We start from the raw sequence: 25,522 nt of genomic DNA on the forward strand, positions 1-25,522 counted from the left end.
CAAGCCGATCACGACCGATGATGCAGCTCGCGGCGGGGCTTTGCGCCCACCCGGGCCGCGGTACAGGCGTGGTCTTTCCTGCCCGCCTGCATGCTGGTCCGGCTTGCCGGGGCGGGCGCCGCCTTGTCTGAACGGCGCTGCGCGAGCCACGTCGTGAGCTCGGTCAGCGGCGTGCGACCGAGGGGGGCGACTTCCAGGGCGGGGCGATCGTCGGGGCGCCGAAATAGAAGCCCTGAAGACAGTCGATCCCGTTTTCAATCAGGAAACTGGCGTCGTCTGCGGTCTCGACCGACTCCGCGACGGTGAACATGTCGAAGTGATGGGCAATCGACATCAGCGCGCGGGTCAGGACCTGATTGTCGGGATGTTCGGCGATTTCGCGGATGAACTGTCCGTCGATCTTGATCATGTCGAAGCAGAAATCGCGCAGATACCGAAACGATGTATATCCCGCCCCGAAATCGTCCAGTGCCAGCGAAATTCCAAGCCGCTGCACTTCGGCCATGAAGTTGCGCACCTGGTCGGGCATGCCCATCGCCGAGCTTTCGGTGATCTCGAGGATCAGTCTTTCGCCGACATGCGGATCGTCGGTAATCCCGTCGCGCAGCGTGCGGATCCAGTCGGGATAGCCGATCGAGCGTGCAGACATGTTGATGGAAAGTCGCAGCGACGGGTCTTCGGTCAGGGCCTGCAAACCCAGTGACAGCGACAGGCAGTCGATCTGGCGGCCAAGTTCGGTGCTCTCCGCCACCGGCATGAAATCCTTCAGCGGCACGATCCGGCCCGAATCGTCGATGATCCGGATCAGCCCTTCATAGAACGCGGCGCGTTCGGTGCGCTGCGCCTGCACGATGGGTTGAAAGGCCAGGACGCCATTGCCCTTTTCCACCGCCGCGCGCACGGCGGGCAGGGTGATCCGGCTTTGCTGGTCGATGGCATAGTCCAGCGGCGAGCCTTTGGGGGGTGTGCCGTTGCTCACATCGGGCCTCATCCAAGGTAGGGTCTTGTTGCACTTTGCGCATGATCCCCTAATTTCGCGTAAATCCGCAGGAAATTCTGGACTCGAGGTTAACGGCAGATGACGCGATGCAGCTGGTGTGGAACTGATCCGCTCTATGTCGCCTATCACGATGAGGAATGGGGAGTTCCGGAATGCGACCCCCGCGCCTTGTGGGAAAAGCTGGTGCTGGACGGGTTCCAGGCGGGTCTTAGCTGGATCACGATCCTGCGCAAGCGCGACAATTTTCGCCAGGAATTCGACGGGTTCGACCCCGAGCGGGTCGCGACCTGGGACGAGGCCAGGATCCAGCGCGCCCTGCAGAACCCGGGAATCATCCGGCATCGGGGCAAGATCGCGGCAACCGTCAAGGGCGCGCAGCTTTTCCTGGACATCGAGGAAAAGGAAGGTTTTTCCCCGTGGCTGTGGTCCTTTGTCGGCGGCCAGCCGATCCAGAACCGTTTTTCCAGCATGGCCGAAGTGCCCGCGGCGACACCCGAATCAACTGCGATGTCGAAGGCCCTGAAGAAACGCGGCTTCAATTTCTGCGGCCCGGTGATCGTGTATGCGTTCATGCAGGCCACGGGCATGGTCAACGATCACATGACCGGTTGTCCGCGCCACGCCCAGGTCAGTCGGCAGTCAGCTGACGGATGACCTGCTTGGCGGCGTCGCTTGACCAGTCGGCGTCGCCCAGAAGCCGTGCAACTTCGTTGCCGTCGCGGTCGATCAGCACGCTGACCGGAAGGCCCACCACCCCCATGCTGCGCGCAAGCTGCTGTTTCGGGTCCAGCAGAACCGGCAAGTTCTTCACCCCAGTCTCTTCGAAGAATTCGTCGATCTTGGCGGGTGCGTTGCGGCCAGTGGCGATGGTCACGACCTGAAAATCATCGCCGCCCAGCTCGGATTGCAGCGCATCGAGCGACGGCATTTCCTCGCGGCAGGGCGCGCACCAGGTCGCCCAGAAATTCACCAGCGCGACCTTGCCCTGCCAGTCGGACAGCATGTGGGTGCCGCCATCCGGGTCGGTGAATTCGGTCTGGGAGATCGCGGGTGCGTTTTCTGACGGGACCAGCTTGGCCAGACCGGCATCATGTGCGGCCTGCCAGTCCACCTCGCCCGAAAAGGCGGTGTTTGCACCGATAACCAGCGCCGTATAAAGCAGGACAGAACGCAGCATGTGACCTCCGAAGGACGAACCTAATGACCGACCGGCCCCAGACCAAGGACGCCGCCAACAGCATGTGGGGCGGACGCTTCGCAGCCGGGCCCGACGCGATCATGGAGGCCATCAATGCCTCGATCGGCTTCGACCGGCGGCTTTACGCCCAGGATATCCGGGGCAGCCGGGCCCATGCCGCCATGTTGGCGGCACAAGGCATCATCAGCGATAGCGATGCAAACGCGATCGGGGAAGGGCTTCTCACGGTCTTGTCAGAGATCGAGGCGGGCGATTTTCCGTTCAGCGCGGCGCTGGAAGACATCCACATGAATGTCGAGGCGCGGCTGAAGGACATCATCGGCGAACCGGCGGGAAGGCTACATACAGGCCGGTCGCGCAACGATCAGGTGGCCACCGATTTCCGGCTGTGGGTGCGCGATCAGTGCGACGCGGCGATTTCGGGGCTTGAGGGCGTGATCCGCGCGGCGCTGACGCAGGCAGAGGCCGGAGCGGATTGGGTAATGCCGGGCTTTACCCATCTGCAGACCGCGCAGCCGGTCACCTGGGGCCATCACATGATGGCCTATGTCGAGATGTTCGGCCGCGATCTTGGGCGATTCCGCGATGCGCGTGCCCGTATGAACGAATCGCCGCTGGGTGCGGCCGCGCTGGCGGGCACGGGCTATCCGATCGACCGCGAGGCGACGGCGAAGGCACTGGATTTCGACCGCCCGATGGCCAACAGTCTGGATGCCGTCAGCGATCGTGATTTCGCGCTGGAATTCCTGTCTGCGGCGTCGATCTGCGCGGTCCACCTGTCGCGCCTGTCGGAAGAGCTGGTGATCTGGTCCTCGGCGCAGTTCCGGTTCGTGTCGATGTCGGACAAGTGGTCCACCGGGTCATCGATCATGCCGCAAAAGCGCAACCCCGACGCGGCCGAACTGATCCGCGCCAAGATCGGGCGCATCCTTGGCGCTACCGTCGCGCTGTTCACGGTCATGAAGGGGCTGCCCTTGGCCTATTCCAAGGACATGCAGGAAGACAAGGAACAGGTCTTCGATGCCGCCGACAACGTGCTGCTTGCCCTGGCGGCGATGGCCGGGATGCTGGCGGATCTGACGGCGAACAAGGACCGGATGGAGGCTGCGGCCTCGGCAGGGTTCTCGACCGCGACGGACCTGGCCGACTGGCTGGTGCGCGAGGCGGGTCTGCCGTTCCGCGAGGCCCATCACGCCACCGGCGCGCTGGTCGCGCTGGCCGAGAGAAAAGGATGCGACCTCGACGAGCTGTCGCTGGCCGAGATGCAATCGGTCAATCCCGCCATTAACCAGTCCGTCTATTCGGTTCTCGGTGTCCACAACTCGGTCGCGTCCCGGCAAAGCTATGGTGGCACCGCGCCCGATCAGGTGCGCGCACAGATTTCGCGCTGGAAGGAGAAACTGGCATGATGCGACTGATCCTGATTGCGGTGCTGGCCTTGACGGCCTGCGGTGTCGATGGCCCGCCGGAACGGCCAACCGCGCCCAAGTCGCCGCCGAAATCTGGCGTGTCGATCTCGGGGCACGCCACCGTGGGTGTCGTCTCGGAGCTGTAAGTGGATCATTTCAACTATCACGATGGCGAATTGCACGCCGAGGATGTGGCCCTGTCGCGGATCGCGGCAGAGGTCGGCACCCCGGTCTACGTCTATTCGACCGCCACGCTGACCCGGCATTTCGGCCTGTTCCGACAGGCGCTGGACTGGACCCCGCATCTGGTCTGCTTCGCGGTCAAGGCCAATTCGAACCTGGCCGTCCTGAAGCTGATGGGGGATATGGGCGCCGGGATGGATGTTGTTTCCGGCGGCGAATACGCCCGCGCCAGGGCGGCGGGCGTGCCGGGCGACCGGATCGTGTTTTCCGGCGTCGGCAAGACCATCCCCGAGATGCGTCAGGCCATCGAAGGCGGCATCCGGCAGTTCAACATCGAAAGCGAACCCGAGATGCGGGCACTGTCCGCGCTGGCGGCGTCGATGGGCGTCGAGGTGCCGGTGGCGATCCGGGTGAATCCGGACGTGGATGCGAAGACGCACGAAAAGATCGCCACGGGCAAATCCGACAACAAGTTCGGCATCCCCATCGCCAAGGCACGGGCCGTCTATGCCGAGGCTGCGGCGCTGCCGGGGCTGCGCGTCGTTGGCGTCGACGTCCATATCGGCAGTCAGCTGACCGATCTGGACCCCTATCGCATGGCCTATGCCAAGGTGGCAGATCTGACCCGGGCGCTGCGGGCGGATGGCCATGACATCACGCGTCTGGATCTGGGCGGCGGTCTGGGCATTCCGTATCGCCGTGACAACAATGCCCCGCCTCTGCCGCTTGAATACGGACAGGTGATCCGCGACGCGGTCGGCGACCTGGGATGCGAGATCGAGATCGAGCCGGGGCGCAATATCGTCGGCAATGCGGGCATCCTGCTTGCGCAGGTGATCTATCTGAAAGAGGGCGAGGGCCGCGACTTCCTGATCGTCGATGCCGCGATGAACGACCTGCTGCGCCCCGCCATGTACGGTGCGCATCACGACATCGTCCCGGTGTCCGAATCCGCGCCGGGCGCCGAGGTGCGTCCCTTCGATGTCGTGGGGCCGGTCTGCGAATCGGGCGATACGTTCCAGAAGGGCACGCAGCTTCCCGCCCTGTCCGCCGGTGATCTGGTGGCGTTCCGGTCAGCCGGCGCTTATGGCGCGGTGATGGCGTCCGAATACAATTCGCGCCCGCTGGTGCCCGAGGTGCTGGTCAAGGACGATCACTTCGCCGTCATCCGGGCGCGACCGACATTTGAGGAAATGCTGTCCCGGGATACCATCCCGGAATGGCTTTGACAGGACGCAAGGATCCGAGGTCGCAGCCGGGGCAAGTCATTCCCCGGCCCGAAGAGAATATCTGGACAAGGAAGAACACGCGTCTGACGCGCGCGCTTCGTCTGACCCGTTGGGGAATGACCTGGGAACGGGGCGCGCGGGCGTTCTGGCCGCTGGGGGCGGTGCTGTGTCTTTTATTCGCGGCATTCGCCCTTGGGGGCGTGCTGGCAGTACCGCCTGCGGCCCTGCCATGGCTGGCCGGGCTGGCGCTGATCCTGGTGATCGCGACGGCCGTGCGGGGCGGGCTTCGCTATCGCAGGGTGCGCGAGATCGAGGCCGTCGAGCGGCTTGACAGAACCCTGCCGGGCAGGCCCCTGACAGCCTTGGGTGACCACGCTGCACTGGGTGGCGAAGGTGCGCTGTGGCGCGCACATCTGGCGCAGATGCAGGCGCGCAGCCGGGATGCAAGGGCAGTCCGCCCCGATGCCGGTCTTGCGCGGCGCGATCCGTTCGCGTTGCGGCTGGTCTCGCTGGTCGCACTGGTCATGGCGCTGATCTTTGGCGGTGCGGCACAGATGGGACAGGGTGTCGAGGCTATCGCGGCGACGGTCGGTCGGCCGCTGACCGGTGGGACTGTCGCGTCCGGGCCAAGCTGGGAGGGGTGGGCCGAACCGCCTGCCTACACGCGCCGCCCGACAATCTACCTGAACGCACTGGCCGAGGGGCAAACTCTGGAACTGCCGAAGGGCAGCGCGGTGACATTTCGTCTTTATGGCGACGGGGCTTCGGTCGAACAGGACATTGGCGGCGTCGTCAGCGACGACGCGCGGGCGCCGGGATTTCGGGCCGAACGGTCGGGCCGGATCGAGATCGGTGACAGGCTGTTCGAGGTCACGGTTCTGCCCGACCGCCCGCCGTTGATCCGCGCAGGTGCCGCGCCCACCAGGCGCGCCGACGGTCGGATGGTCCAGGAATTCGAGGCCGAAGATGACAACGGCATCACCTCCGGGCAGGCGCGGATCACGCTGGATCTGGCCTCGGTGGACCGGCAGTTCGGCCTGAAGACCCAGCCCGAGCCGCGCGATCCCGTCGAATTGACCCTGCCCTTGCCGCGTGGTGGCGACCGGCGCGAGGTCACCGGTCAGCTTGTCGAGGATCTGGCCCGCCACCCGTGGGCGAATCTTCCCGTCACGCTGACGCTGGAGGCGGTGGACGGCATCGATCAGACCGGTCGATCCGAACCTTTCGACACGGTCCTGCCCGGCAGGCGTTTTTTCGAGCCGCGCGCCGCGGCGCTGATCGAGATGCGACGAGATCTGCTGTGGTCGCGTCAGAACGCCCGCCGCAGCGCCGAAATCCTGCGCGCGATCACATGGCAGCCCGACGGCTTCATCGATCAGACGCTGTATCTGCAACTTCGCGGTGCTGTCCGGCAGCTCGAGTCGGGCGCATTGACCGAAGAGGCGCGCGACAAGCTGGCCGAAGCCCTGTGGAAGGCCGCGATCCTGCTGGAGGACGGCGGGCTGTCGAACGCGCTGGAACGCATGAGACAGGCGCAGGAAAAACTGTCCGAGGCGATCCGGAACGGGGCCAGCCCCGACGAAATCCAGCGCCTGATGGACGAGCTGAAAGAGGCCACCGATGCCTATACCAGCATGCTGGCCGAACAGGGGCAGCAGGATCCCGCTGACCGCTTTGCCCAGAACCAGCAGGGCCAGAGCATCACCGGCGACCAGATTCAGCAGATGATGGACGAGATTCAGCGCCTGATGAACGAGGGTCGGATGGCCGAGGCCCAGCAATTGCTGGAACAGTTCAACCGCATGATGGAGAATTTGCAGGTCACGCAAGGCCAGGGCGGGGAAGGCCAGCAGGGCAGCCAGGGCAACCAGCAGATGAACCGGCTGGCCGACACGCTGCGCGAACAGCAGCGCCTGTCGGACGAGGCGTTCCGTGACATGCAGGAACAGTTCGGACAGGGCCAGATGGGCCAGCCTTCCGAGAACGCCGGCGATCTGGCGGAACGCCAGCGCGGACTGCGCGAAGAGCTGGGCCAGCAGCGCGGCATGCTGCCGGGGCAGGGTTCCGAACAGGGCGACCGCGCGCGGCAGCAGCTGGACGAGGCCGGTCGCGCGATGGAGGACGCCGAACAGGCACTGCGCGACGGTGATACCGGCGGCGCTTTGCAGCGTCAGGCCGACGCGATCGAATCAATGCGCGAAGGCATGCGGTCGTTGTCGGACATGATGGGCCAACAGGAACGACGCCGGGCAGGTGACGGCCAGCAGCAGGGACAAGACGGTCAGGAAGGCCAGCAGCCCGGCGGTGAACAGGGCCAGGCCGCCCAAGACGGGATGGGCAGCGATCGCCGCCCGATGCTGGATCCTCTGGGTCGGCAGACCGATGGCAACGGCAACATGATCACCATGGGCGACCCCCTGGCCGAAGGCATCGACCCGGCCAAGCGCGCACGTGACCTGCTGGACGAGATCCGGCGGCGCAGCGGCCAGCGCGACCGTCCGCAGGACGAGCGCGACTATCTGGACCGGTTGCTGGAGCGGTTCTGACCGGCGGCACCTGGCCTGATCAATCGACGGCGCGGATCAGCTTGCGTTCAAGCACCTTCAGCACCTGTGGCAGGTCGTGTCCGCGCTTCAGGATGCGTCCGTCCATGCCGATCACGGCATAGGCCCCCTGCGACGCGCGCAGCCTTGGGCGTTTCTCGATGCGGTACAGCGGATGTTCGGTCGCGCGGCGAAACACGCTGAACACTGCGACCTCACGCAAGAACGACATTGCATAATCGCGCCATTCGCCCGCGGCGACGAACTGACCGTAAACCGACATGATCGCGCCCAGTTCGCGCCGGTCGAACACCACTCGGTCCGGGTCGGCGTGAAGGGGCGTCGATGCGTTCATCATGTCGGAATGGTGACATTGGCCCCTACGCAAAGCAATGCAAAAAAACGGGCGCGGTCGATGCCGCGCCCGTCAGGGCATCCGTCCGGTGCAGAACGCGCCGGGCGCTCGAGTCGGTCCGGATCTGCCTAGTAGCAGCTGATCTTGTCGATCCGTCCGGTGCGGCCGTATTCGATGTTCAGCCGATCCGGCCGGAAATCCGCCGTAACGGCGTCTTCGGGACCGATGATCCGCGTTCCGGCCGGGAAGGTCATCTGGTTCGCCACCTCGCGCGGTTGCCCAAGAAGACCCTGATATCCTTCGGCGCCGCAGCTGTCCTCGGCCGGCTGGTCCGCGACTTCCTGGGGCACCGGTTCGCAGGCGGCCACAGCCGCGATCACAGCCAGGCCGACAAGAAAGGAATTTCTGTGCATGATCGTCATCCGCAATCGATGTTGTATATATTGCCCGAGGCGTCCAGCCGGAACACAATCCGCTGAGGATTGTATTCCTGAGGCTCGATGCCGCGATACTCGACCACGCGATATTCGCGGGTGATGCCAAGCGTCGGGATCACCGTGCCCGGCTGACCCAGATTGGCGACGTAGTCCTTGGCGTGGCACAGATCCGGTTCGCGCTCTTCCAGCCCGGCGATGCCCTCGGCCGGCACAGGTGGCACTGGCGCCGGCGCCGTGACGGGTGCCGGTGTCGGCAGCGGAGCGGGCGCCGGGGCGCAACCTGCCAATGCGGTGCCGATCACGGCCAGCGACAGGAGGGTTGTTGTTCTCATAGTGACTGCGTCCCTCGTTTGCCTCGTGTGTCCGAGGCTGTATCGTTTGTGACTCCATATCATACGGCGTCCGCACCCGGTTGAGAACCCGAGCGCGGAATCACGTTTGCATCAACCGCGTGATGTCGCGGCGCTGTCGCGGTCAGCTTGCCGCTGCAAGCGAGACAGGCTTGTTCGTGCAAATGCCGTAGGCGGCGATGAACATGGATGCCGCGGCGTCGCCAGCCTGACGGATCGCCTCCTCATCCGCAGGGTCGTCAGGGGTTAGAAGGGCACGATCCTGCACGAATGCACCGGCCAGCCGGATCAGATGTTCGGCGGCCATGGAACTGTCTTTTATCGTCAGATGGCCGGCCATGATCCAGCAGTCCAGGTGCCGTCGCGCGGCTTCGCGCAGTCCGTCGGAAAGCACCGCGTGAAGCTGACGCGATTGCTCGCCAAAGCGATTGGCCTCGGCGATCCCGGCGCGACGCAGCCTCACGATGTCGTCCGATGCCAGCCAAGCGGCGATTTGCTGCGCCATCCGTTGCAACGCCTGTGGCGCGGGCTCATCGTCTGGAATGTCGATGGGGCTGACGTCCCGCAGCCTGCCGATCTCGTGATGTAGCACCTCGCGATACATCAATGCCTTGTCGGGGAAATAGCTGTAAAGAGTCGCCTTGGACACACGGGCGGCGGCGGCGATGTCATCGACGCTTGCCCCGCAATAACCGTCCCGCAGGAAAATTGACTTCGCGCCCTCGCGGACCTGTTCGAATTTGCGTCCCTTGTTCGGTGTTTGTTTCTTGGTCATTAAAATGTCCCTGTAAGTCGAAAGTATGCGGCAACGCGCCCATAGAAAAATGACGCGCCTGTATAAAAAGGCCGAAACGAGCGGTTTGGTTTCAAAAATCTTGATGAATGCAGGCGTATGTAGGTGTTCTGAAAGTTGTTTTTCCCCTTTCTTCAGACCTGTCGATCAGGCTGTCCGACTGCTGAAAATGCACTTCCTTGTACAGCCACGCAACGTGGATCATCTGCGACAATTGTCCTAGCTTCGCCTTGGGGTGTGGCGAATCAACGCCACTTATAAGGCGAGGAGACTGCAATGGCGAACCCGAACCAGTCGTTCCGGGGCTCGGTCGAGCGAATGTTCACACATGCGGCGGGGTTGATGGAACTGCCGCCCGGCCTGGAAGAAAAGATCCGGGTCTGCAATTCGACCTACACGGTCCGCTTCGGCGTCCGGCTGCGCGGAGAGATCCACACCTTCACCGGCTATCGCTCGGTCCACTCCGAACATATGGAGCCGGTCAAGGGCGGCATCCGCTATTCTCTGGATGTCAGCCAGGACGAGGTCGAGGCGCTGGCCTCGCTGATGACCTTCAAATGCGCGCTGGTCGAGGTGCCGTTCGGCGGATCCAAGGGCGGGCTGTGCATCGATCCGCGTGCCTGGAACGAGGACGAACTTGAAAAGGTCACCCGCCGTTTCACCTATGAACTGTCGCGGCGCAACCTGATTTCGCCGTCGCAGAACGTGCCGGCACCCGATATGGGCACCGGCGAGCGGGAAATGGCGTGGATGGCCGATGCCTATAAACGTCTGCATCCCGATGACATCAACGCCAAGGCCTGCGTGACCGGCAAGCCCCGCACGGCCGGCGGGATCGACGGGCGGGTCGAGGCCACGGGCCGCGGCGTGCAATACGCGCTGCGCGAATTCTTCCGGCATGATGACGTGATGAAGAAGGCCGGGCTGGAAGGCACCTTGGCCGGCAAGCGGGTGATCGTTCAGGGCCTGGGCAATGTGGGCTACCATGCCGCACAGTTCCTGTCGGCCGAGGACAAGTCGCTGATCACCTGCGTGATCGAACGCGACGGGGCGATCACCAATCCGCAGGGCATCAATATCGACGCGCTGCGCGGCCATATTGTCGCGACCGGCGGGGTCCGCGGCTTCGCGGGCGGCGATTATCACGAGGAGGGGCTGGCCCGCCTCGAGGATGAATGCGACATCCTGATTCCCGCCGCCGTCGAAAGCGTGATCCATTCGGACAATGCCGAACGGATCAAGTGCAAGCTTATCATCGAGGCCGCGAACGGTCCGGTGACGGCGGATGCCGATGACATCCTGAAGCGCAAGGGCGTGGTGATCATTCCCGACATGTATGCCAATGCCGGCGGTGTGACGGTGTCCTATTTCGAATGGGTCAAGAACCTGTCGCAGATCAGTCTTGGCCGTCTTGAACGCCGCCACGAAGAGGCGCGTGCCCGGATGCTGATCGAGGAACTGGAACGGATCTCGGCCGATACCGGCACGAATTTCGAGCTGGCCAAGGGCTTCAAGGAAGCCTTCCTGCATGGTGCGGACGAGCTGGATCTGGTGCGGTCGGGTCTGGACGACACCATGCGCGAGGCGTTCGGCAAGATGAAAGAAGTCTGGATGGCCAATCCGCGGGTCGAAGACATGCGGACCGCGGCCTACGTGGTCGCGATTCGCCGGATCTCGAACGTTTACGGGTCTCTGGGCCTGTAAGTATGCCGTAAGCGGGGCGGAGGCTTGCCTCCGCCGCCGAAGCCGGACCTTCGATGGGTCCGGCTTCGGCATTTTCCGCTTCCCGTGGGATCCGTCGCGATCAGTCGCGCGGCGCCGCCGCGCGGCGCAGGCGGTCGTTGATCGCCGCGCCCAACCCGTGTTCCGGAACCGGCGCGACTGCGATCGGCCGACCTTCGCGATCTGCGCGGCGCAAGGTGTCGAAAAGGTTCGCCGCCGCTTCGGTCAGGTCGCCATGCCGGGACAGGCTGAAGCGTCCGGGCGCACCGAAGGCGATAAAGGTCTCGTCCGGGCGTGGCGCCGCGGCGTTCAGCCTCAGCGCCACGTTCGGGGCATAGTGGCTGGTCAGCTGGCCTGGCGCACTGGGGCGATCCGGATCGATGGAAGGCGCGATCAGCTTGTGGCCGATTGCAGCCTCGATGGCTTCGGCGGGAATGCCACCGGGGCGCAGCAACGTGGCGCGGCCGTTCGGCCAGCCGACGATCGTCGATTCCACCCCGACGGGGCAAGGGCCTGCGTCCAGGACTGCGGCGATCCGTCCGGCCAGCCCGCCGTCGGGGTCCAGGACATGAACGGCGCTGGTCGGGCTGACCCGCCCCGAGACATTGGCCGAAGGCGCGGCCAGCGGTCCGCCGAACCGGCTCAGCAGGGCGCGGGCGGCGGGATGATCGGGCAGGCGGATGCCCACGGTGTTCAGCCCGGCCGTGACCAGCGGCGCGATGTCAGATGTCGCGTGCAGATCCAGCACCAGGGTCAGCGCACCGGGCCAGAAGGTCTGCGCCAGGATCAGCGCCTCGTCGCCGAACCTTGCAATGTCCCGCGCCGCCGCAAGGTCGGGCACATGCACGATCAGCGGGTTGAAGCCCGGACGCCCCTTTGCCTCGAAGATGCGCGCGACCGCGCGGCCATTGCGGGCATCGCCCGCAAGCCCGTAAACCGTTTCGGTCGGCATGGCGACGGTCTGACCCGCGGCCAGCAATTCTGCCGCGCGCGCGATGCCGTAGGGATCGGGGGTCAGTCTTTCGGTCTTCATCCGTGACGCCGGGTTTCGGTTGAGACTTGGCCGCGTGAACCTAAGATGCGGTCGAGACAGTCTGATAGTCGCGCCAGCAGGTTTTGCCAAGGCGCATGGGAGCGAGGTCAAGATGAGCTATGCGGCGCCGGTCGAGCAAATCGAATTCATCCTGAAACATGTCGTGCCTTTCCCTGATGTGGCCGGCACCGAAAAATTCGCCGAGGCGACACCGGAAACCACGACAGCCATCCTGACAGAAGCCGGCAAACTGGCCAGCAACGTCCTGGCGCCGCTGAACCGCGCCGGCGACCAGACCCCCGCCAGGCTGGAGAATGGCAAGCTGCGGTCTTCGCCCGGCTTTGACGCGGGGTTCCGGGCGATCGCCGAAGGCGGCTGGATCGGCCTTGCCGCCGATCCGGAATATGGCGGCATGGGCCTGCCGCAATCCCTGAACATGGCGGTGGCCGACATGATGTCCGGCGCCTGCCTGTCACTGCAGCTGAACCCGCTGTTGACGCAGGGCCAGATCGAGGCGCTGGAGCATCATGCCAGCGACGCGCTGAAGGCGTTGTATCTGCCGAAACTGACCAGCGGCGAATGGTCTGGCACCATGAACCTGACCGAGCCGGGTGCAGGCAGCGATGTCGGCGCCCTGACCACGAAGGCGGAACGCAACGGCGACGGCACCTACACGATCACCGGCCAGAAGATCTTCATCACCTGGGGCGACAGCGACGTGACCGAGAATGTCTGCCACGCCGTGCTGGCGCGGCTGCCTGACGGGGGTAAGGGCACCAAGGGCATCAGCCTGTTCATGGTCCCGAAATTCATCCCCGACGAGGATGGCAACCCCGGCGTCGCCAACAGCCTGAAGGTTGTCAGCCTCGAAGAAAAGATGGGCATTCACGGCAGTCCGACCTGTGTGATGAGCTATGACGGCGCGACCGGATGGCTGATCGGGCAGGAACACAAGGGCATGGCAGCGATGTTCACGATGATGAACTGCGCCCGGCTTGGCGTCGGCGTGCAGGGTGTCGGCGTGGCCGAGGCGGCGCTGCAACAGGCGGTCGCCTATGCGCAGGATCGCAACCAGATGGGGCCGATCATCGGGCATCCCGATGTGCGCCGGATGCTGGCTACGGCACGGGCCGAGATCTTTGCGGCGCGCGCGATCTGTCTGGCCTGTGCCGCCAGCATCGACATGGAGCGCGCGACGGACGATCGTGATTGCGCTGCCCGCGCAGCCTTCCTGACCCCGATCGCCAAGGCCTATGGCACCGATGTGGGCTGTCGCGTCGCCGATACCGGCGTGCAGGTGCATGGCGGCATGGGCTATGTCGAGGAAACCGGTGCGGCACAATATCTGCGCGACGTTCGCATCACCCCGATCTACGAGGGTACCAACGGTATTCAGGCCATGGATCTGGTCGGCCGCAAGCTGGCCGACGGCGGCGAGGCGGCGATGCGGCTTCTGGACGAGGTGTCGGATGGCGCCAAGGCCGCGCATGGCGACCACCCCGAACTGGCCGACGACGTTTGGCAGGCATCCGAGGCGCTGCGCGAAGCGACGCAGGATCTGCTGAAACGGGACGTGGACGAGCGGTTCGCGGGTGCGGTGCCCTATCTGACGGCCTTCGCGCTGGTGCTGGGGGGACATTTCCATCTGCGCGCGGCGCGCAAGGGGGATACGGCGCAACTGGCGCTTGCACGGGTGTTCATCGGCCGGGTGCTGCCGCGATACGCCGCCAATCTTGCCGAGGCGCGCGCGGAACTGGCCGATCTGACCGCGATCAGCGACGCGTCGCTGGCCGGAGGACTTGGCGGTTGATCGACTATCCGTTCCAGTCGCCGCCCGACGAGGGCGAGGGCATCGAGGTGGCGCCGGGCGTGATATGGCTGCGCCTGCCGCTGCCGATGGCGCTGGATCATGTCAATGTCTACGCGCTGCGCGAGGCGGATGGCTGGACCGTCGTGGATACCGGTTTTGACACGCGCCGCGCCCGCGCCATCTGGCAGCGCCTGCGGTCGGGGCCGTTGCAGGGGCTGCCGGTCGTTCGTGTCATCGGCACCCACCATCATCCCGATCATATCGGACTTGCCGGATGGTTCATGCAGACCGACGGCGCGGAACTTGCGATGAGCCGGACCGCGTGGCTGACGGCGCGGATGCTGCAACTGGATATTCAGGACACGCCCACCGCTCAGGCGCTGGACTTCTGGCGACGCGCGGGAATGCCCGCGGATCTGCTGGAAAGACGCGCCGCCGAACGCCCCTATAACAGCGCCGATGTCGTCCATCCGCTGCCGCCCGGATACACAAGGCTGCACGAGGGCGAGGAAATGCGGATCGGCGGTCGTCGGTGGCGGGTGGCGATGGGCGACGGGCATGCACCGCGGCATGTCACATTGTGGTCTCTGGACGACGATCTGGTGATCGGCGGAGACCAACTTCTGCCCTCGATATCACCCAATCTCGGCGTCTATCCGAACGAGCCAGAGGCCGACCCGGTGGGGGAATGGCTGGCCAGCTGCGCGCGCATGGCGCTTCTGGCCGAAGACCGCCATCTGGTCCTGCCGGGACACAAGCTGCCCTTCACCGGACTGCCCGACAGGTTGCGTCAGCTGGCCGACAACCATCATGGCGCGCTTGCGCGCATCGAGGACGCGCTGGCGAAGGCACCGCGCAGCGCGGTCGGCTGTTTCGATATCCTGTTCAAGCGTCGCATCGCGGGGATGGAATTCGGGCTGGCCCTGGTCGAGGCGGTCGCGCATATCAATCACCTGCGCCGCGCGGGGCGGATCCGGGCGGTCGGCGAAAGCGATGGCGCAGTGCTGTGGGGGGCGTGACAGCGCTGCCGGATTCGGGTATCGCACGTCTCAGGCAAACGCGGAGAACAGGCATGGCCGATCACGAGCATGGCAAGATGGACATCACCGAACACCGGAAGACCTTTGCGGGCTTCATCAAGCTGGCAAGCTGGGTGGCAGGGTTGTCGATCCTGGCGCTGATCTTCATGGCGCTGACGAACGCCTGATCGCGAACGGGATCTGATGACATGAAAAGACGCGTCTTCCTGGCGGCGTCACTGCCGGCTGTTCTGGCTGCATGCGGGGCCGACAACATCTGGGCAAGCGATGAAGCCGTCCGCGCCGCGCGATTTGTCAGTGACGAGCCGCCATCGATCACGCTGTTCACCGTGATCGGCATTCCGCGCGGCGAGGGCGGGCATTCCGCGCTGATGATCAATGGCAGCCAGCGGGTGGTTTATGATCCGGCGGGCAGCTGGAACCATCCGCGCATCCCCGAACGCCATGACGTGCTGTATGGGGTCACCGACAACTTCAAGCGTTTCTACATCGATTATCACGCCCGCAGCACCTATTGGGTGGCCGAGGATCGCGTTCCCGTCAGCCGCGAAGTCGCGGATCTGGCCATCGCGCGGGCCGAGGCGAACGGCGCTGCCAACAAAAGCTTCTGCGCCGTCGAGACCGGCAGTGTGCTGCGCGGCCTGCCGGGATTCGAGAACGCCCCGACCGGATTTTCCCCGATCAAACTGCGCAACTGGTTCCGTACCCTGCCCGGCGTGGTGTCGAAAACGCATCGCGACGGCGATCCGGCGAACAATCACGATGTCCTTCTGAAGCAGAAGGACGGAACGATCAGGGGCTATCCCAGAACGTAGAGCATTCCGAACAGGGTGATGCCGCCCGCAAGGATGGCAAGGATCACGTTCTTGCTCAGTACGCCGACCAACAGCGTCGCGGCTGCGGCGGACAGCCGCGCGGGGTCTGGCTGGCCCTGGGTCGCCTCGGGCCACATGACCAACGGCGCGACCAGCGCGGGCAGCACCGCGACCGGGGTGTAGCGCAGCATCCGCAGCACCCAGCCGGGCAACGGCCGATCCCCCAGCGCGCCCAGGAACGACCAGCGGATCAGGAACGTGCCGATCCCCAGCACGATGATCACGAACCAGACGGTCAGATCGGATACGCCGCCGTTCATCGCCCGTCCCCCTTTCGTTCCATCCATGTTTCAACGATGGCTCCGGTGGCCATGCCCAGTGGCGCTGCGATCAGCAGGCCCAGCCCTGATGGAAGTCCCGCCAGCGCCAGCGCCGCGACGATTGCGACAAAGCATGCGGCCAGATGCGCAACCGTGCGCAGCATCGGCGCGATCATCGCCAGAAAGGTGATCGGCATGGCGAAATCCAGCGCGATACCTTCGGGGATCGCTTGGCCGACCGTCGCGCCGACCCAGGATGCCACGATCCAGGGGACACACATCGCCACCGCGACGCCCGCGAAATAGGCAAGCCGCTGCCGCAGCGACAGCCGGGGATGTTTTTCATAATGCTGGATCGACAGGGCATAGCTTTGATCGATCAGCGCATAGGCGATCAGGGCCTTCTGAGAACCTGTCGCCTCGCGCAGCCAGGGGACCAGCGATGCCGAATACATCGCCATGCGCAGATTGACCGCCAACCCGGACAGGATGACGATCAGGACCGGCGCATGATCGGACAACAGTTGAACGGCGGTGAACTGCGACGCCCCGGCCAGTACCAGAACCGAAAATCCCATCACCTGCGCGATGTCCATTCCCGCCTCCAGCGCGACGATGCCGAACAGCAATGCGAAGGGCACCACGACGATCATCAGCGGCACCGACTGGATCATCCCGTGCCGGAACGCCTGCGCGGGTGTGCGCGCCAAGGCGCGTGCCACCGCCGGATCGTCGGCGGCAGCCTGCTGATGATCGGGTCTGGGGGCGGGCGAGGGGCTCATGGCGCTTTTGTTTTCCGACGGTTCGCGGCAACCTTGCTTGCATGATGCGCAATCAGAGACAAGACCACCGGCTGCAGATCGTCAGCCCCGTGCCAGATGCGGCACTGTCCCAGGCGGCCAGGCTGTGGTGGGGCGCAATCGGTCACGGCTGGGGCCCGGCCCCCAGGATTCGCGCGTGCCACGGGATAGTCGCGTTGGACGATACCGGCGGTGTCGCCGGGGTGATCGGGTTGCGCGACGCACAGGGCGGGTTTCTCGCCGCGACGCCGTTGGGCGCGCGGATCGCGTTTCGCGCGGCCCCTTCGACGGCTGATCTTGTCGTTGACGGGATTGTCGTGCGCGATGCGCGCCAAGGGATCGGCGGCGCGCTTCTCAATCAAGCCCTGGTCCGGGCGACATTGGCAGGTCATCCCGGTCTGAGGGCCGAGGTCCGGGTCCAGAATTCCGGCGCCATGGAATTCTATCGGGCAATGGGATTCGCGGCGGTCGCGCAGGGAAGGTTCGGGTGGCCATGGACGGGGCAGGTGACGATCCTGCGCCGGGCCGTCGATAATGTGCCCGAGGCCGGTTCGATGGCACGATACGCCGCCGCGACAGGGATATGACAGCCGCGCGCAGCCGGTAGTCAGGTGCCGCTTCGGTATCAGCCGAAGATGCCTGCGCCACGTCCGACCAGCATGAAGGCGCGTGCAGAACGGCTTTCTGCCAGCACCTCGATCTCTGCATCGTCCAGCTGCGGCAGCAGGCGGGTCAACAGGATATCGAAATGGCGCAGGAAATGATGGGCGGCGTCGCGGAATATCTCGTCCCCGCGCAGCAGCGCCGAGGCGACCTCGACCGCGGCCTCGTCATGGATGCCGCCAAGCGCCGCGACCGCGCTGCCGCGCGCACCCTCGGCAAAGCGCCGCCAGATATCCGGTCCGGCGGGGTCCGGCCGCAGATCATCCATGTAAACCTGCTGATCGGCCAGCAGCGTGACCACGTCATGCGCGGCGCGTAGCACGCGCGAATTCTCGTGATCCTTCAGCGCCTCGCGCATTGCCGCGATGGTCGCCGTGTCGTCGGCACCGTCGGGAAAGTTCAGAGCGCGGATCAGCGTCTCGGGCGGGATGTTCACAGGTTCGGGCGAATCAAAGCGCATCGCGGCCTGTCGCTGATCTGCGGGGGTGGCCCGTGTTCCGGCGGGTGGGGTTGTCCTTGCGACAGGCTGTTGCCGTGCGGGCGCAGCAGAGGGCCGTGCCGTGGAGGTGGCCGGCACAGGCGCCGCCTCTGGGCCGCGTTCGGTCCGCTGGCGCGTGTCGCCGGTCGCGGGTGGTGCACCGCGGGTGGCCGCGTATTCGCGCAGTTGCGTCAGATGTCCGCGCAGCTCATCCGCCTCGGCCCGCAGCGCGGCGATGGATCGCGCCAACCCGACCGCCAGCCAGATCAGCGCCAGTGGCAACAGGACCCCGGCGATCGCCGCCAGCCGGGCGACACCACCCGTGCCATCGGCGCCGCCGGGAACCAGCAGCCAGAACAGTCCCACCAACAGCAGCCAGCCAAGGCTGAGCCCCAGTCCGACGGTGGTCAGGGCGTCACGCTGTGCAAGCGAAGCGATGCGGCCAGTCAGCGACATGACACTACTCGTAGCGGATCGTGATGATCTCGTAGCTGCGCTGGCCGCCGGGGGTGTTCACCTCGACGCTGTCGCCTTCGTCCTTGCCGATCAGTGCGCGGGCCAGCGGCGAGCGCATGTTCAGCAGCCCGCGTTCGATATCTGCCTCGGCTTCTCCGACGATCTGATAGACGCGCTTTTCCTCGGTGTCCTCGTCGATCAGCTGGACGGTCGCGCCGAACTTGATCGACCCGGACAGTTTGGCGGGGTCGATGACCTCGCTGCGCGACAGGATCGATTCCAGTTCCTTGATCCGACCCTCGATGAAGCCCTGCTTTTCGCGGGCCGCATGATATTCGGCGTTCTCGGACAGGTCGCCATGTTCGCGTGCCTCGGCGATCTGGCGAATGATGGCGGGCCGCTCTTTCGATTTCAGCTCGGTCAGCTCTTTTTCCAGCGACTGAAAGCCGCGGCGGGTCATCGGTATCTTGTCCATCGCTGCCCTGTCCTTTCGGGGTGCGGTTGCCGTCCTGACGCTAATCGAACGCCCCCGCCATTCGACAATGGCAGGGGCGCGAAAGCTCGTGCGAAGTATCGTGAACCCAATTTCGGGGCCAATGCAAGCCCGGCATCGGCGCAGATGGCGGTTTTCGGCCTGATATGTCGTGGCGTGACGATTGCCCCGCTTTGCGCCAGCCGATACAGCTAGGACCAGCAAGCAGAGGGAGAGCGCCAGCCATGACGGACGAGGCCACGGTCGAACGCGAGTCGATGGAATATGATGTCGTGATCGTGGGTGGCGGGCCTGCGGGCCTGTCTGCGGCGATCCGGCTGAAACAGATCGACCCGGAAATCCAGGTCGTGGTGCTGGAGAAAGGGTCCGAGATCGGTGCCCATATCCTGTCCGGCGCGGTGCTGGACCCGTCGGGCCTGAACCGGCTGATCCCCGACTGGCGGGACAAGGGCGCGCCGCTGAACACGCAGGTCACCGACGACAATTTCTACATTCTGGGCGAAGCCGGGCAGGTACGCGTGCCGAACTGGCCGATGCCGCCGCTGATGAACAATCACGGCAACTACATCGTCAGCATGGGCAATGTCTGCCGCTGGCTGGCCGAACAGGCCGAGGACCTGGGCGTCGAGATCTTCCCCGGGATGGCCGCCAGCCAGATCGTCTGGGCCAAGGCCGACGACGGCAGCGACCGGGTGAAGGGCGTCGTGGCGGGCGAGATGGGGCTGAACCCCGATGGCACCCCCGGCAGCATGTACGAACCCGGCATGGAGCTGCACGGCAAGTATGTCTTCATCGCCGAGGGCGTGCGCGGCAGCCTTGCCAAGGAAATCATCGGCAAGCTGGGACTTTCCGAAGGCCATGAGCCGCAGAAATACGGGCTTGGCATGAAGGAGATCTGGGAGGTCTCGCCCGAGAAGTTCCAGAAGGGCCGTGTCGTGCACACGATGGGCTGGCCGCTTGGCAAGAACGCGGGCGGCGGCAGCTTCATCTATCATTTCGAGAACAATCAGGTGCTGGTCGGCTTCGTGGTTCACCTGAACTATGCCAACCCGCATCTTTATCCTTATGCCGAGTTCCAGCGCTTCAAGCATCATCCCGTGGTGGCTGATCTGCTGGAGGGCGGCAAGCGCGTGGCCTATGGTGCCCGCGCCATCAGCGAGGGCGGCTGGCAGTCGATCCCGGAACTGTCTTTTGCGGGCGGCGTGCTGCTGGGATGTTCGGCGGGCCTGGTCAATGTGCCGCGCATCAAGGGCAACCACAACGCGATGATTTCCGGCATCGAGGCCGCCGAGGCCGCCGCCGCCGCGCTGGCCGATGGCCGCGAAGGCGACCGGCTGGAGGCCTATGACGCCGCCGTGCGCGGCGGCGAGATCGCGAAGGATCTGAAGCGTGTCCGCAACGTCAAGCCGATCTGGTCCAAGCTGGGGCTTTGGCCGTCGCTTGCGCTGGGTGGTTTCGACATGTGGATCGCGAACCTGACCGGCTGGAACCCTTTGGGAACCTGGAAACATGGCAAGACCGACGCGCAGGCGACCGGCAAGGCGGCGGACCATGCGCCGATCGACTATCCGAAACCCGATGGAAAGCTGTCCTTCGACCGGCTGACCAATGTGGCTTTCAGCTTTACCAACCACGAGGAAAGCCAGCCTTGTCATCTTCGGCTGAAAGACGCGTCTGTTCCGATCCAGGTGAACCTGCCGGAATACGCCGAGCCCGCGCAGCGATACTGCCCGGCAGGCGTCTATGAGGTGGTCGAGGACAGCGACGGGCCGCGATTCCAGATCAACTTCCAGAACTGTGTTCATTGCAAGACCTGCGACATCAAGGATCCCAGCCAGAACATCAACTGGACGACGCCGCAGGGCGGGGATGGGCCGAACTACCCGAATATGTGATCGCTTTGCGATGGAAGGGGCCGTTGCGACGGCCCTTTCGCGCCGTTAGGTTGTGTCCAACGTAAATGTGAATACCGGGACCATGCCTTGAAACTGACCCGCCCAAGATCGGCCATTGCGCTGGCGCTGCTTACGTCCCTGGCTGTGCCCTTCGGCGTGCTGCAAGCGCAGCCCCGGCCCGAGCCACGGCCCGCGCACGCGCAGGAGGTTGGTCAAAGCGAAAGTGCCGCGGCAGGGGCGGAAACCCAGCAGGATCACGCGCCCGCACCGCTGACCTTTGGTCTTGCGGGCCCCTATCTGGCTGCGCGCATGGCGGCGGTCGAAAGTGATTTCCGCGCTGCCGCACGCTATTTCGCGCAGGCGGTGGCCCATGATCCCGAAGACCGCTATCTGCTGGACAGCGCCTTGGTTGCGCTGGTCTCGGCCGGCGATATCGGCCGCGCCGTAAGCCTGTCTTCAGACATGGAAAGCGATGGGCGCGCGACTGAATTGTCGGCGCTGATCCGCAAGGCCGAACTGGTTCATCAGGGCAACTGGCAGGCGCTGCTGGATCAGCAATCCGCCGATGATGCCGAAGAACTGCGCCGCGATGACCTGCTGGATCGGATCGTGAATGCCTGGGCGCTGATGGGGGCTGGTCGTGCATCCGATGCGCTGTCCGCCTTCGAGGCGCTGGCCAAGAACCCGGATGTCGCGCCGTTGGTGAACTATCATCTTGCGCTGGCCCGCGCGATGGTCGGCGATTACGAGGGCGCGGACGCCCTGCTGTCCGACGAAGCGACCGGCGCGCATATGCTGGGCTTCACGGCTCGGGCCGAGGTTCTGGCGCAGCTTGAACGCCGCGACGAGGCGGTGGCGATGCTGGACGGCGTGCAGGGTATCGAGGCCGAGCCGCAGTTGCAGGCGCTGCGCGACAGGCTGGCATCGGGCGAGCCGGTGGCATTCGATGTGGTCAAGACCCCCGCTGACGGTATTGCGCAGGTCTATCTGACCTTCGCCTCGGCGCTGGCATCCAGCCCTGATCCCGAACCGCTGTCGCTGATCCATGCAAGGCTGGCGGCATGGCTTTCGCCCGACACCGGCGAGGCGCGGCTGATGGTGGCGCAATTGCTGCAGGACCGGCATCAGTTCGACCTGGCCGAACCCGAATTCGACGCGCTGCGCCGGATGGGCCAGATGCGCCCCGTGGCCGAGCTGAGCCGTATCGACGCGCTTTCGCGTGCCGACCGCCGTGACGAGGCGGAAAAGGCCGCGTTGTCGCTGACCGCCGCCTATCCGGACCTGCCGCAAGCCTGGATCGCATTGGGCGACCTGCTGCGCCAGCAGGAAAAATTCGCGCAGGCTGTTCCCGCCTATGACAAGGCGCTGACGCTGCTGTCCGATGCGCCCGAACAGGCGCGCTGGTTCCCGCTTTATGCGCGCGGCATCGCGTTGGAGCGGTCGGGCCAGTTCGATCGCGCCGAACAGGATCTTCTGGCCGCCATCGAGATCAATCCGGACCAGGCCAGCCTGCTGAACTATCTGGGATACAGCTGGATCGATCGGAACGTGAATCTGGACCGCGCGCTGACGATGATCCAGAAAGCCGTCGAATTGTCGCCCGGCGATGGCTACATCCTCGATTCGCTCGCCTGGGCGTATTTCCGGCTTGGCCGCTATCAGGAAGCGGTCGCGCCAATGGAACAGGCGATCGGCACAATGGCTTCCGATCCGCTGGTCAACGACCATCTGGGCGACATCTACTGGATGGTCGGCCGCAAGCGCGAAGCCGAAATCCAGTGGAAGCGGGCGCTGTCGCTGGACCCTTCGGAAAACGACGACGTCGACCCCGACCGGATCCGCGCCAAGCTGGATCAGGGGCTGGATGCTGTGCTTGCCGATGAAGAGGCGCGGGGCGAATCCCCCACCGTTCCACAGCCGCAGGCCGAGGCCGCGGGCACGCCCCGGGATTGATCCGGCGCCATGTCCACCGTTCATGTGGTCGAAAGTGCGCCGGCCAAGCTGAACCTGGCGCTGCATGTCGTGGGTCGGCGCGCTGACGGGTATCACCTTCTGGATTCGCTGGTGGCATTTGCCGGAATCGGGGACGAGGTTCGTCTGTCGCCGGGACCGTTGTCCTTGCGGATCGATGGTCCCTTCGCCGCGGGTCTGGATGCGGGTGAGGACAATCTGTGTCTGCGCGCCGCGCGTCTGGCCGGGGCGGATGCGGCAATCGCGCTGACCAAAAACCTTCCCGTTGCCTCGGGCATCGGCGGTGGCTCGGCGGATGCGGCGGCGGTGCTGCGCGGCCTTGCTCAGATGGGCCACGCGCTGCCCGGCGCGGCAGAAAGGCTGGGGGCCGATGTGCCGGTCTGCCTGTTGTCGCGCCCCGCCCGGATGCAGGGCACGGGCGAGATCGTGACGGCCTTGCCGGGTTTGCCGACCTTGCCGCTGGTGCTGGTCAATCCGGGCGTGGGCGTTTCGACCCCGCAGGTCTTCGAAGCGCTGCAATCCCGCGACAGTCCGCCCCTTCCGCCCATCCCCGGCTTCAGCAATGCAGACGATCTGATCGGCTGGCTCGCCCAGACCCGCAACGACCTGCAAGCTGCCGCGCAAACTGTCGCCCCGGTGATCGGGCAGGTCATCGACGCGTTTCATGCCAGCGGTGCCGGGTTTGCGCGCATGTCGGGGTCGGGTGCGACCTGTTTCGGGCTTTACGCCAGCGCGGCAAAGGCCCGCGAGGCCGCAGGGATGTTGAAACAGCATGGCTGGTGGGCGGTGGCTTCGGAACTGGCACCCCAGCGCCCGCCCCGCTAGACTGCCCGCAAAACCAGCGGAGGATCCCCATGCTGCGCCTTGGCGTCAATATCGACCACGTCGCCACCATCCGGAATGCCCGCGGCACGCCATGGCCCGATCCGCTGCGCGCCGCGCGCATCGCCCAAGAGGCGGGTGCAGATGGCATTACCGCGCATCTGCGCGAGGATCGACGCCATATCAGCGACGCCGATATCGACGCGCTGATGGAACATCTGACGCTGCCGCTGAACCTGGAAATGGCCGCCACACCCGAGATGCAGCGCATCGCCCTGCGACACCGCCCGCATGCGGTCTGCCTGGTCCCCGAAAAGCGCGAGGAACGTACCACCGAGGGCGGGCTGGACGTGGCCGGCAACGAGAACTTTCTGGGCGATTTCATCGCACCGCTGCGCGAAGCGGGGTGCCGGGTGTCGCTGTTCATCGGCCACGAGGCGCGCCAGATCGAGGCATCGGCCCGGATCGGCGCAGCCGTGGTGGAACTGCATACCGGTGCCTATTGCGATCTGGACACCGAAGGCCGGTTCGTCGAACGCGACGCCGAACTGGCAGGACTTGCCGAGGGGGCACGGTTGGCAGACGATCTTGGACTCGAGGTGCATGCAGGTCACGGACTGACCTTCGATACGGTCGGCCCCATCGCTGCGCTGCCCCAGATCAAGGAACTGAATATCGGGCATTTCCTGATTGCCGAGTCGGTCTTTACCGGCCTAGGCGAGGCGATCGGGGAAATGCGCCGCCGGATGAACGAGGCCCGCCAATGATCCGTGTCGCCCTTGCCCTTGTCCTGATGGCAGCACCTGCATTCGCGCAGGACAGTGCGGCAACTGTCACCCCCTGCGGCGATGCGACCCGCGCCGATACCATCGCCGAGCCATGGGAGGACAACACCGCCACCTATGCCGACGATCAGGTTCGCATCGCGATGCTGGACATGGTCGAACCAGCGGGCGGCGCCCTCAAGCTGCTGGTGATCAGCCCGCCGCGGGACGAGCTGGGTCTGCGTCAGTGTCGCGTCGTGGGGCTGGATAACGGTCTTGGCTTCTACGATATGGACTTCGCCGCCCATCAGGCCAGCTATGATCCCGCGCGCGGCCTGACCATCACGCTGCCTGCCCGCCACTATCCCGTCAACGGCGACTTCGATGGTGACGAAGGCTGGTTCCAGCTTTCGGTCACCATAAATCAGCAGACGGGCGACATCGTCACGCAGGGGTTCAAGTGATCTTGCGCGGCTTTTTCTTTGCCCAAGTCCCCGTGATCCTGTCGGGGCAATCTGACGCATGATCCTGGGCATCGGCACTGACCTTGCGAATATCGACCGGATCCAGAACACGCTGAACCGGTTCGGAGATCGCTTTCGCCGCCGCGTCTTCACCGACATCGAACTGGCCAAGGCTGCGCGCCGCAAGGACGAGGCCGGCACGCTGGCCAAACGATGGGCTGCGAAAGAGGCCTGTTCCAAGGCGCTGGGAACCGGTCTGGCGATGGGCATCGCGTGGCGGGACATGGCGGTCAGCAATCTTTCGACCGGACAGCCTGTGATGGAACTCAGCGGATGGGCCGCCGAACGGCTGGCCGCGATGACGCCGCCCGGACACGACGCCATCGTGCATGTGACCCTGACCGACGATCATCCCTGGGCACAGGCCTTCGTGGTGATCGAGGCGCTGCCCCGGCAAGCCCGGCCTGCTTGACTCTGAC

Annotated in this window: 28 protein-coding genes; 17 read left to right on the forward strand and 11 right to left on the reverse strand. The window is 65.1% G+C overall.

Features of this window, described 5'->3' with window-relative positions; all coding sequences use genetic code 11:
- Positions 1-163: 163 nt before the first annotated feature.
- A complete protein-coding gene (locus tag MU516_RS01220) occupies positions 164-991 on the reverse strand; it encodes an EAL domain-containing protein (protein WP_260275388.1) in 828 nt (275 codons plus the stop codon).
- Positions 992-1,078: 87 nt separating this feature from the next.
- Here MU516_RS01220 and MU516_RS01225 point away from each other — a divergent pair, with 87 nt between their 5' ends.
- Entirely contained in the window at positions 1,079-1,654 is a 576-nt protein-coding gene (locus MU516_RS01225; RefSeq protein WP_260275389.1) for a DNA-3-methyladenine glycosylase I, read from the forward strand.
- Here MU516_RS01225 and MU516_RS01230 read toward each other — a convergent pair.
- A complete protein-coding gene (locus MU516_RS01230) occupies positions 1,629-2,177 on the reverse strand; it encodes a TlpA disulfide reductase family protein (RefSeq protein ID WP_260275390.1) in 549 nt (182 codons plus the stop codon). The two genes, MU516_RS01225 and MU516_RS01230, sit on opposite strands and share 26 nt — an antisense overlap.
- A 23-nt stretch (positions 2,178-2,200) precedes the next feature.
- On the opposite strand from MU516_RS01230, the gene argH reads away from it, so the two are divergent.
- The 4 genes from argH to MU516_RS01250 are packed head-to-tail and all read left to right on the forward strand — an operon-like array spanning position 2,201 to position 7,565.
- Positions 2,201-3,607 (forward strand): argininosuccinate lyase, encoded by a 1,407-nt coding sequence (gene argH / locus MU516_RS01235; protein ID WP_260275391.1) that lies wholly within the window; start codon positions 2,201-2,203, stop codon positions 3,605-3,607.
- Positions 3,604-3,753, forward strand: coding sequence for a lipoprotein (locus MU516_RS01240; RefSeq protein WP_260275392.1), 150 nt, complete (start codon positions 3,604-3,606; stop codon positions 3,751-3,753). Before argH ends, MU516_RS01240 begins: the two co-directional genes overlap by 4 nt.
- On the forward strand, positions 3,754-5,019 hold the full coding sequence (gene lysA, locus MU516_RS01245; protein ID WP_260275393.1) for a diaminopimelate decarboxylase: 1,266 nt from the start codon (positions 3,754-3,756) through the stop codon (positions 5,017-5,019). It abuts the gene before it with no gap.
- Positions 5,010-7,565, forward strand: a complete 2,556-nt coding sequence (locus tag MU516_RS01250; RefSeq protein WP_425606788.1) for a DUF4175 domain-containing protein — start codon at positions 5,010-5,012, stop codon at positions 7,563-7,565. Before lysA ends, MU516_RS01250 begins: the two co-directional genes overlap by 10 nt.
- A 19-nt stretch (positions 7,566-7,584) precedes the next feature.
- Here the strand turns inward: MU516_RS01250 and MU516_RS01255 are convergent, their stop codons facing one another.
- The 4 genes from MU516_RS01255 to MU516_RS01270 form a co-directional block, all read right to left on the reverse strand.
- Positions 7,585-7,917: a DUF2794 domain-containing protein gene (locus tag MU516_RS01255; protein ID WP_260275726.1), complete on the reverse strand. Its 333-nt coding sequence runs from the start codon at positions 7,915-7,917 to the stop codon at positions 7,585-7,587.
- 128 nt (positions 7,918-8,045) lie between these two features.
- On the reverse strand, positions 8,046-8,330 hold the full coding sequence (locus MU516_RS01260) for an I78 family peptidase inhibitor (protein WP_260275396.1): 285 nt from the start codon (positions 8,328-8,330) through the stop codon (positions 8,046-8,048).
- Between the two features lie 5 nt (positions 8,331-8,335).
- Positions 8,336-8,686 carry a hypothetical protein gene (locus MU516_RS01265; protein WP_260275397.1) on the reverse strand — a complete coding sequence of 117 codons (351 nt, stop codon included), beginning with the start codon at positions 8,684-8,686 and terminating at the stop codon, positions 8,336-8,338.
- A 142-nt stretch (positions 8,687-8,828) separates the two neighbouring features.
- On the reverse strand, positions 8,829-9,479 hold the full coding sequence (locus MU516_RS01270) for a TetR/AcrR family transcriptional regulator (RefSeq protein WP_260275398.1): 651 nt from the start codon (positions 9,477-9,479) through the stop codon (positions 8,829-8,831).
- Between the two features lie 294 nt (positions 9,480-9,773).
- On the opposite strand from MU516_RS01270, the gene MU516_RS01275 reads away from it, so the two are divergent.
- A complete protein-coding gene (locus MU516_RS01275) occupies positions 9,774-11,201 on the forward strand; it encodes a Glu/Leu/Phe/Val family dehydrogenase (RefSeq protein ID WP_260275399.1) in 1,428 nt (475 codons plus the stop codon).
- 100 nt (positions 11,202-11,301) lie between these two features.
- Here the strand turns inward: MU516_RS01275 and MU516_RS01280 are convergent, their stop codons facing one another.
- Positions 11,302-12,252: an L-threonylcarbamoyladenylate synthase gene (locus tag MU516_RS01280; RefSeq protein WP_260275400.1), complete on the reverse strand. Its 951-nt coding sequence runs from the start codon at positions 12,250-12,252 to the stop codon at positions 11,302-11,304.
- A gap of 112 nt (positions 12,253-12,364) precedes the next feature.
- Between MU516_RS01280 and MU516_RS01285 the strand changes: the two genes are divergently transcribed.
- Genes MU516_RS01285 through MU516_RS01300 form a run of 4 tightly spaced genes read left to right on the forward strand, consistent with a single transcriptional unit; the run spans position 12,365 to position 15,917 of the window.
- Positions 12,365-14,062: an acyl-CoA dehydrogenase gene (locus MU516_RS01285; protein WP_260275401.1), complete on the forward strand. Its 1,698-nt coding sequence runs from the start codon at positions 12,365-12,367 to the stop codon at positions 14,060-14,062.
- Complete coding sequence (locus tag MU516_RS01290; RefSeq protein WP_260275402.1) at positions 14,059-15,081, forward strand: MBL fold metallo-hydrolase; 1,023 nt, start codon at positions 14,059-14,061, stop codon at positions 15,079-15,081. The genes MU516_RS01285 and MU516_RS01290 overlap by 4 nt, the downstream gene beginning before the upstream one ends.
- 53 nt (positions 15,082-15,134) lie before the next feature.
- A complete protein-coding gene (locus tag MU516_RS01295; protein WP_209054719.1) occupies positions 15,135-15,269 on the forward strand; it encodes an aa3-type cytochrome c oxidase subunit IV in 135 nt (44 codons plus the stop codon).
- A gap of 21 nt (positions 15,270-15,290) precedes the next feature.
- Complete coding sequence (locus tag MU516_RS01300; protein WP_260275403.1) at positions 15,291-15,917, forward strand: hypothetical protein; 627 nt, start codon at positions 15,291-15,293, stop codon at positions 15,915-15,917.
- On the opposite strand, the gene MU516_RS01305 is transcribed toward MU516_RS01300, so the two are convergent.
- Positions 15,902-16,237 (reverse strand): AzlD domain-containing protein, encoded by a 336-nt coding sequence (locus MU516_RS01305; RefSeq protein ID WP_209054717.1) that lies wholly within the window; start codon positions 16,235-16,237, stop codon positions 15,902-15,904. The two genes, MU516_RS01300 and MU516_RS01305, sit on opposite strands and share 16 nt — an antisense overlap.
- On the reverse strand, positions 16,234-16,911 hold the full coding sequence (locus tag MU516_RS01310; RefSeq protein WP_260275727.1) for an AzlC family ABC transporter permease: 678 nt from the start codon (positions 16,909-16,911) through the stop codon (positions 16,234-16,236). The genes MU516_RS01305 and MU516_RS01310 overlap by 4 nt, the downstream gene beginning before the upstream one ends.
- A 152-nt stretch (positions 16,912-17,063) precedes the next feature.
- On the opposite strand from MU516_RS01310, the gene MU516_RS01315 reads away from it, so the two are divergent.
- Positions 17,064-17,624, forward strand: coding sequence for a GNAT family N-acetyltransferase (locus tag MU516_RS01315; RefSeq protein WP_260275404.1), 561 nt, complete (start codon positions 17,064-17,066; stop codon positions 17,622-17,624).
- A 38-nt stretch (positions 17,625-17,662) separates the two neighbouring features.
- Here MU516_RS01315 and MU516_RS01320 read toward each other — a convergent pair whose 3' ends face one another.
- Positions 17,663-18,634 (reverse strand): hypothetical protein, encoded by a 972-nt coding sequence (locus tag MU516_RS01320; protein WP_260275405.1) that lies wholly within the window; start codon positions 18,632-18,634, stop codon positions 17,663-17,665.
- A gap of 4 nt (positions 18,635-18,638) precedes the next feature.
- Complete coding sequence (gene greA, locus MU516_RS01325) at positions 18,639-19,109, reverse strand: transcription elongation factor GreA (protein ID WP_260275406.1); 471 nt, start codon at positions 19,107-19,109, stop codon at positions 18,639-18,641.
- Positions 19,110-19,351: 242 nt separating this feature from the next.
- Between greA and MU516_RS01330 the strand changes: the two genes are divergently transcribed.
- The 6 genes from MU516_RS01330 to acpS all read left to right on the forward strand — a co-directional run bounded on the left by MU516_RS01330 (position 19,352) and on the right by acpS (position 25,515).
- Positions 19,352-21,022, forward strand: coding sequence for an electron transfer flavoprotein-ubiquinone oxidoreductase (locus MU516_RS01330; RefSeq protein WP_260275407.1), 1,671 nt, complete (start codon positions 19,352-19,354; stop codon positions 21,020-21,022).
- An 87-nt stretch (positions 21,023-21,109) separates the two neighbouring features.
- Positions 21,110-22,975, forward strand: coding sequence for a tetratricopeptide repeat protein (locus MU516_RS01335; protein WP_260275408.1), 1,866 nt, complete (start codon positions 21,110-21,112; stop codon positions 22,973-22,975).
- A gap of 9 nt (positions 22,976-22,984) precedes the next feature.
- The gene (locus MU516_RS01340; protein ID WP_260275409.1) at positions 22,985-23,818 is read left to right on the forward strand and encodes a 4-(cytidine 5'-diphospho)-2-C-methyl-D-erythritol kinase; all 834 of its coding nucleotides are present in this window, start codon (positions 22,985-22,987) and stop codon (positions 23,816-23,818) included.
- A gap of 29 nt (positions 23,819-23,847) precedes the next feature.
- Complete coding sequence (locus MU516_RS01345; protein WP_260275410.1) at positions 23,848-24,582, forward strand: pyridoxine 5'-phosphate synthase; 735 nt, start codon at positions 23,848-23,850, stop codon at positions 24,580-24,582.
- On the forward strand, positions 24,579-25,043 hold the full coding sequence (locus MU516_RS01350) for a hypothetical protein (protein ID WP_260275411.1): 465 nt from the start codon (positions 24,579-24,581) through the stop codon (positions 25,041-25,043). The genes MU516_RS01345 and MU516_RS01350 overlap by 4 nt, the downstream gene beginning before the upstream one ends.
- Positions 25,044-25,101: 58 nt before the next feature.
- Positions 25,102-25,515, forward strand: coding sequence for a holo-ACP synthase (gene acpS / locus MU516_RS01355; protein WP_260275412.1), 414 nt, complete (start codon positions 25,102-25,104; stop codon positions 25,513-25,515).
- Positions 25,516-25,522 lie beyond the last annotated feature (7 nt).

The organism is Paracoccus maritimus (genome assembly GCF_025195095.1).
Lineage (GTDB): Bacteria > Pseudomonadota > Alphaproteobacteria > Rhodobacterales > Rhodobacteraceae > Paracoccus > Paracoccus maritimus.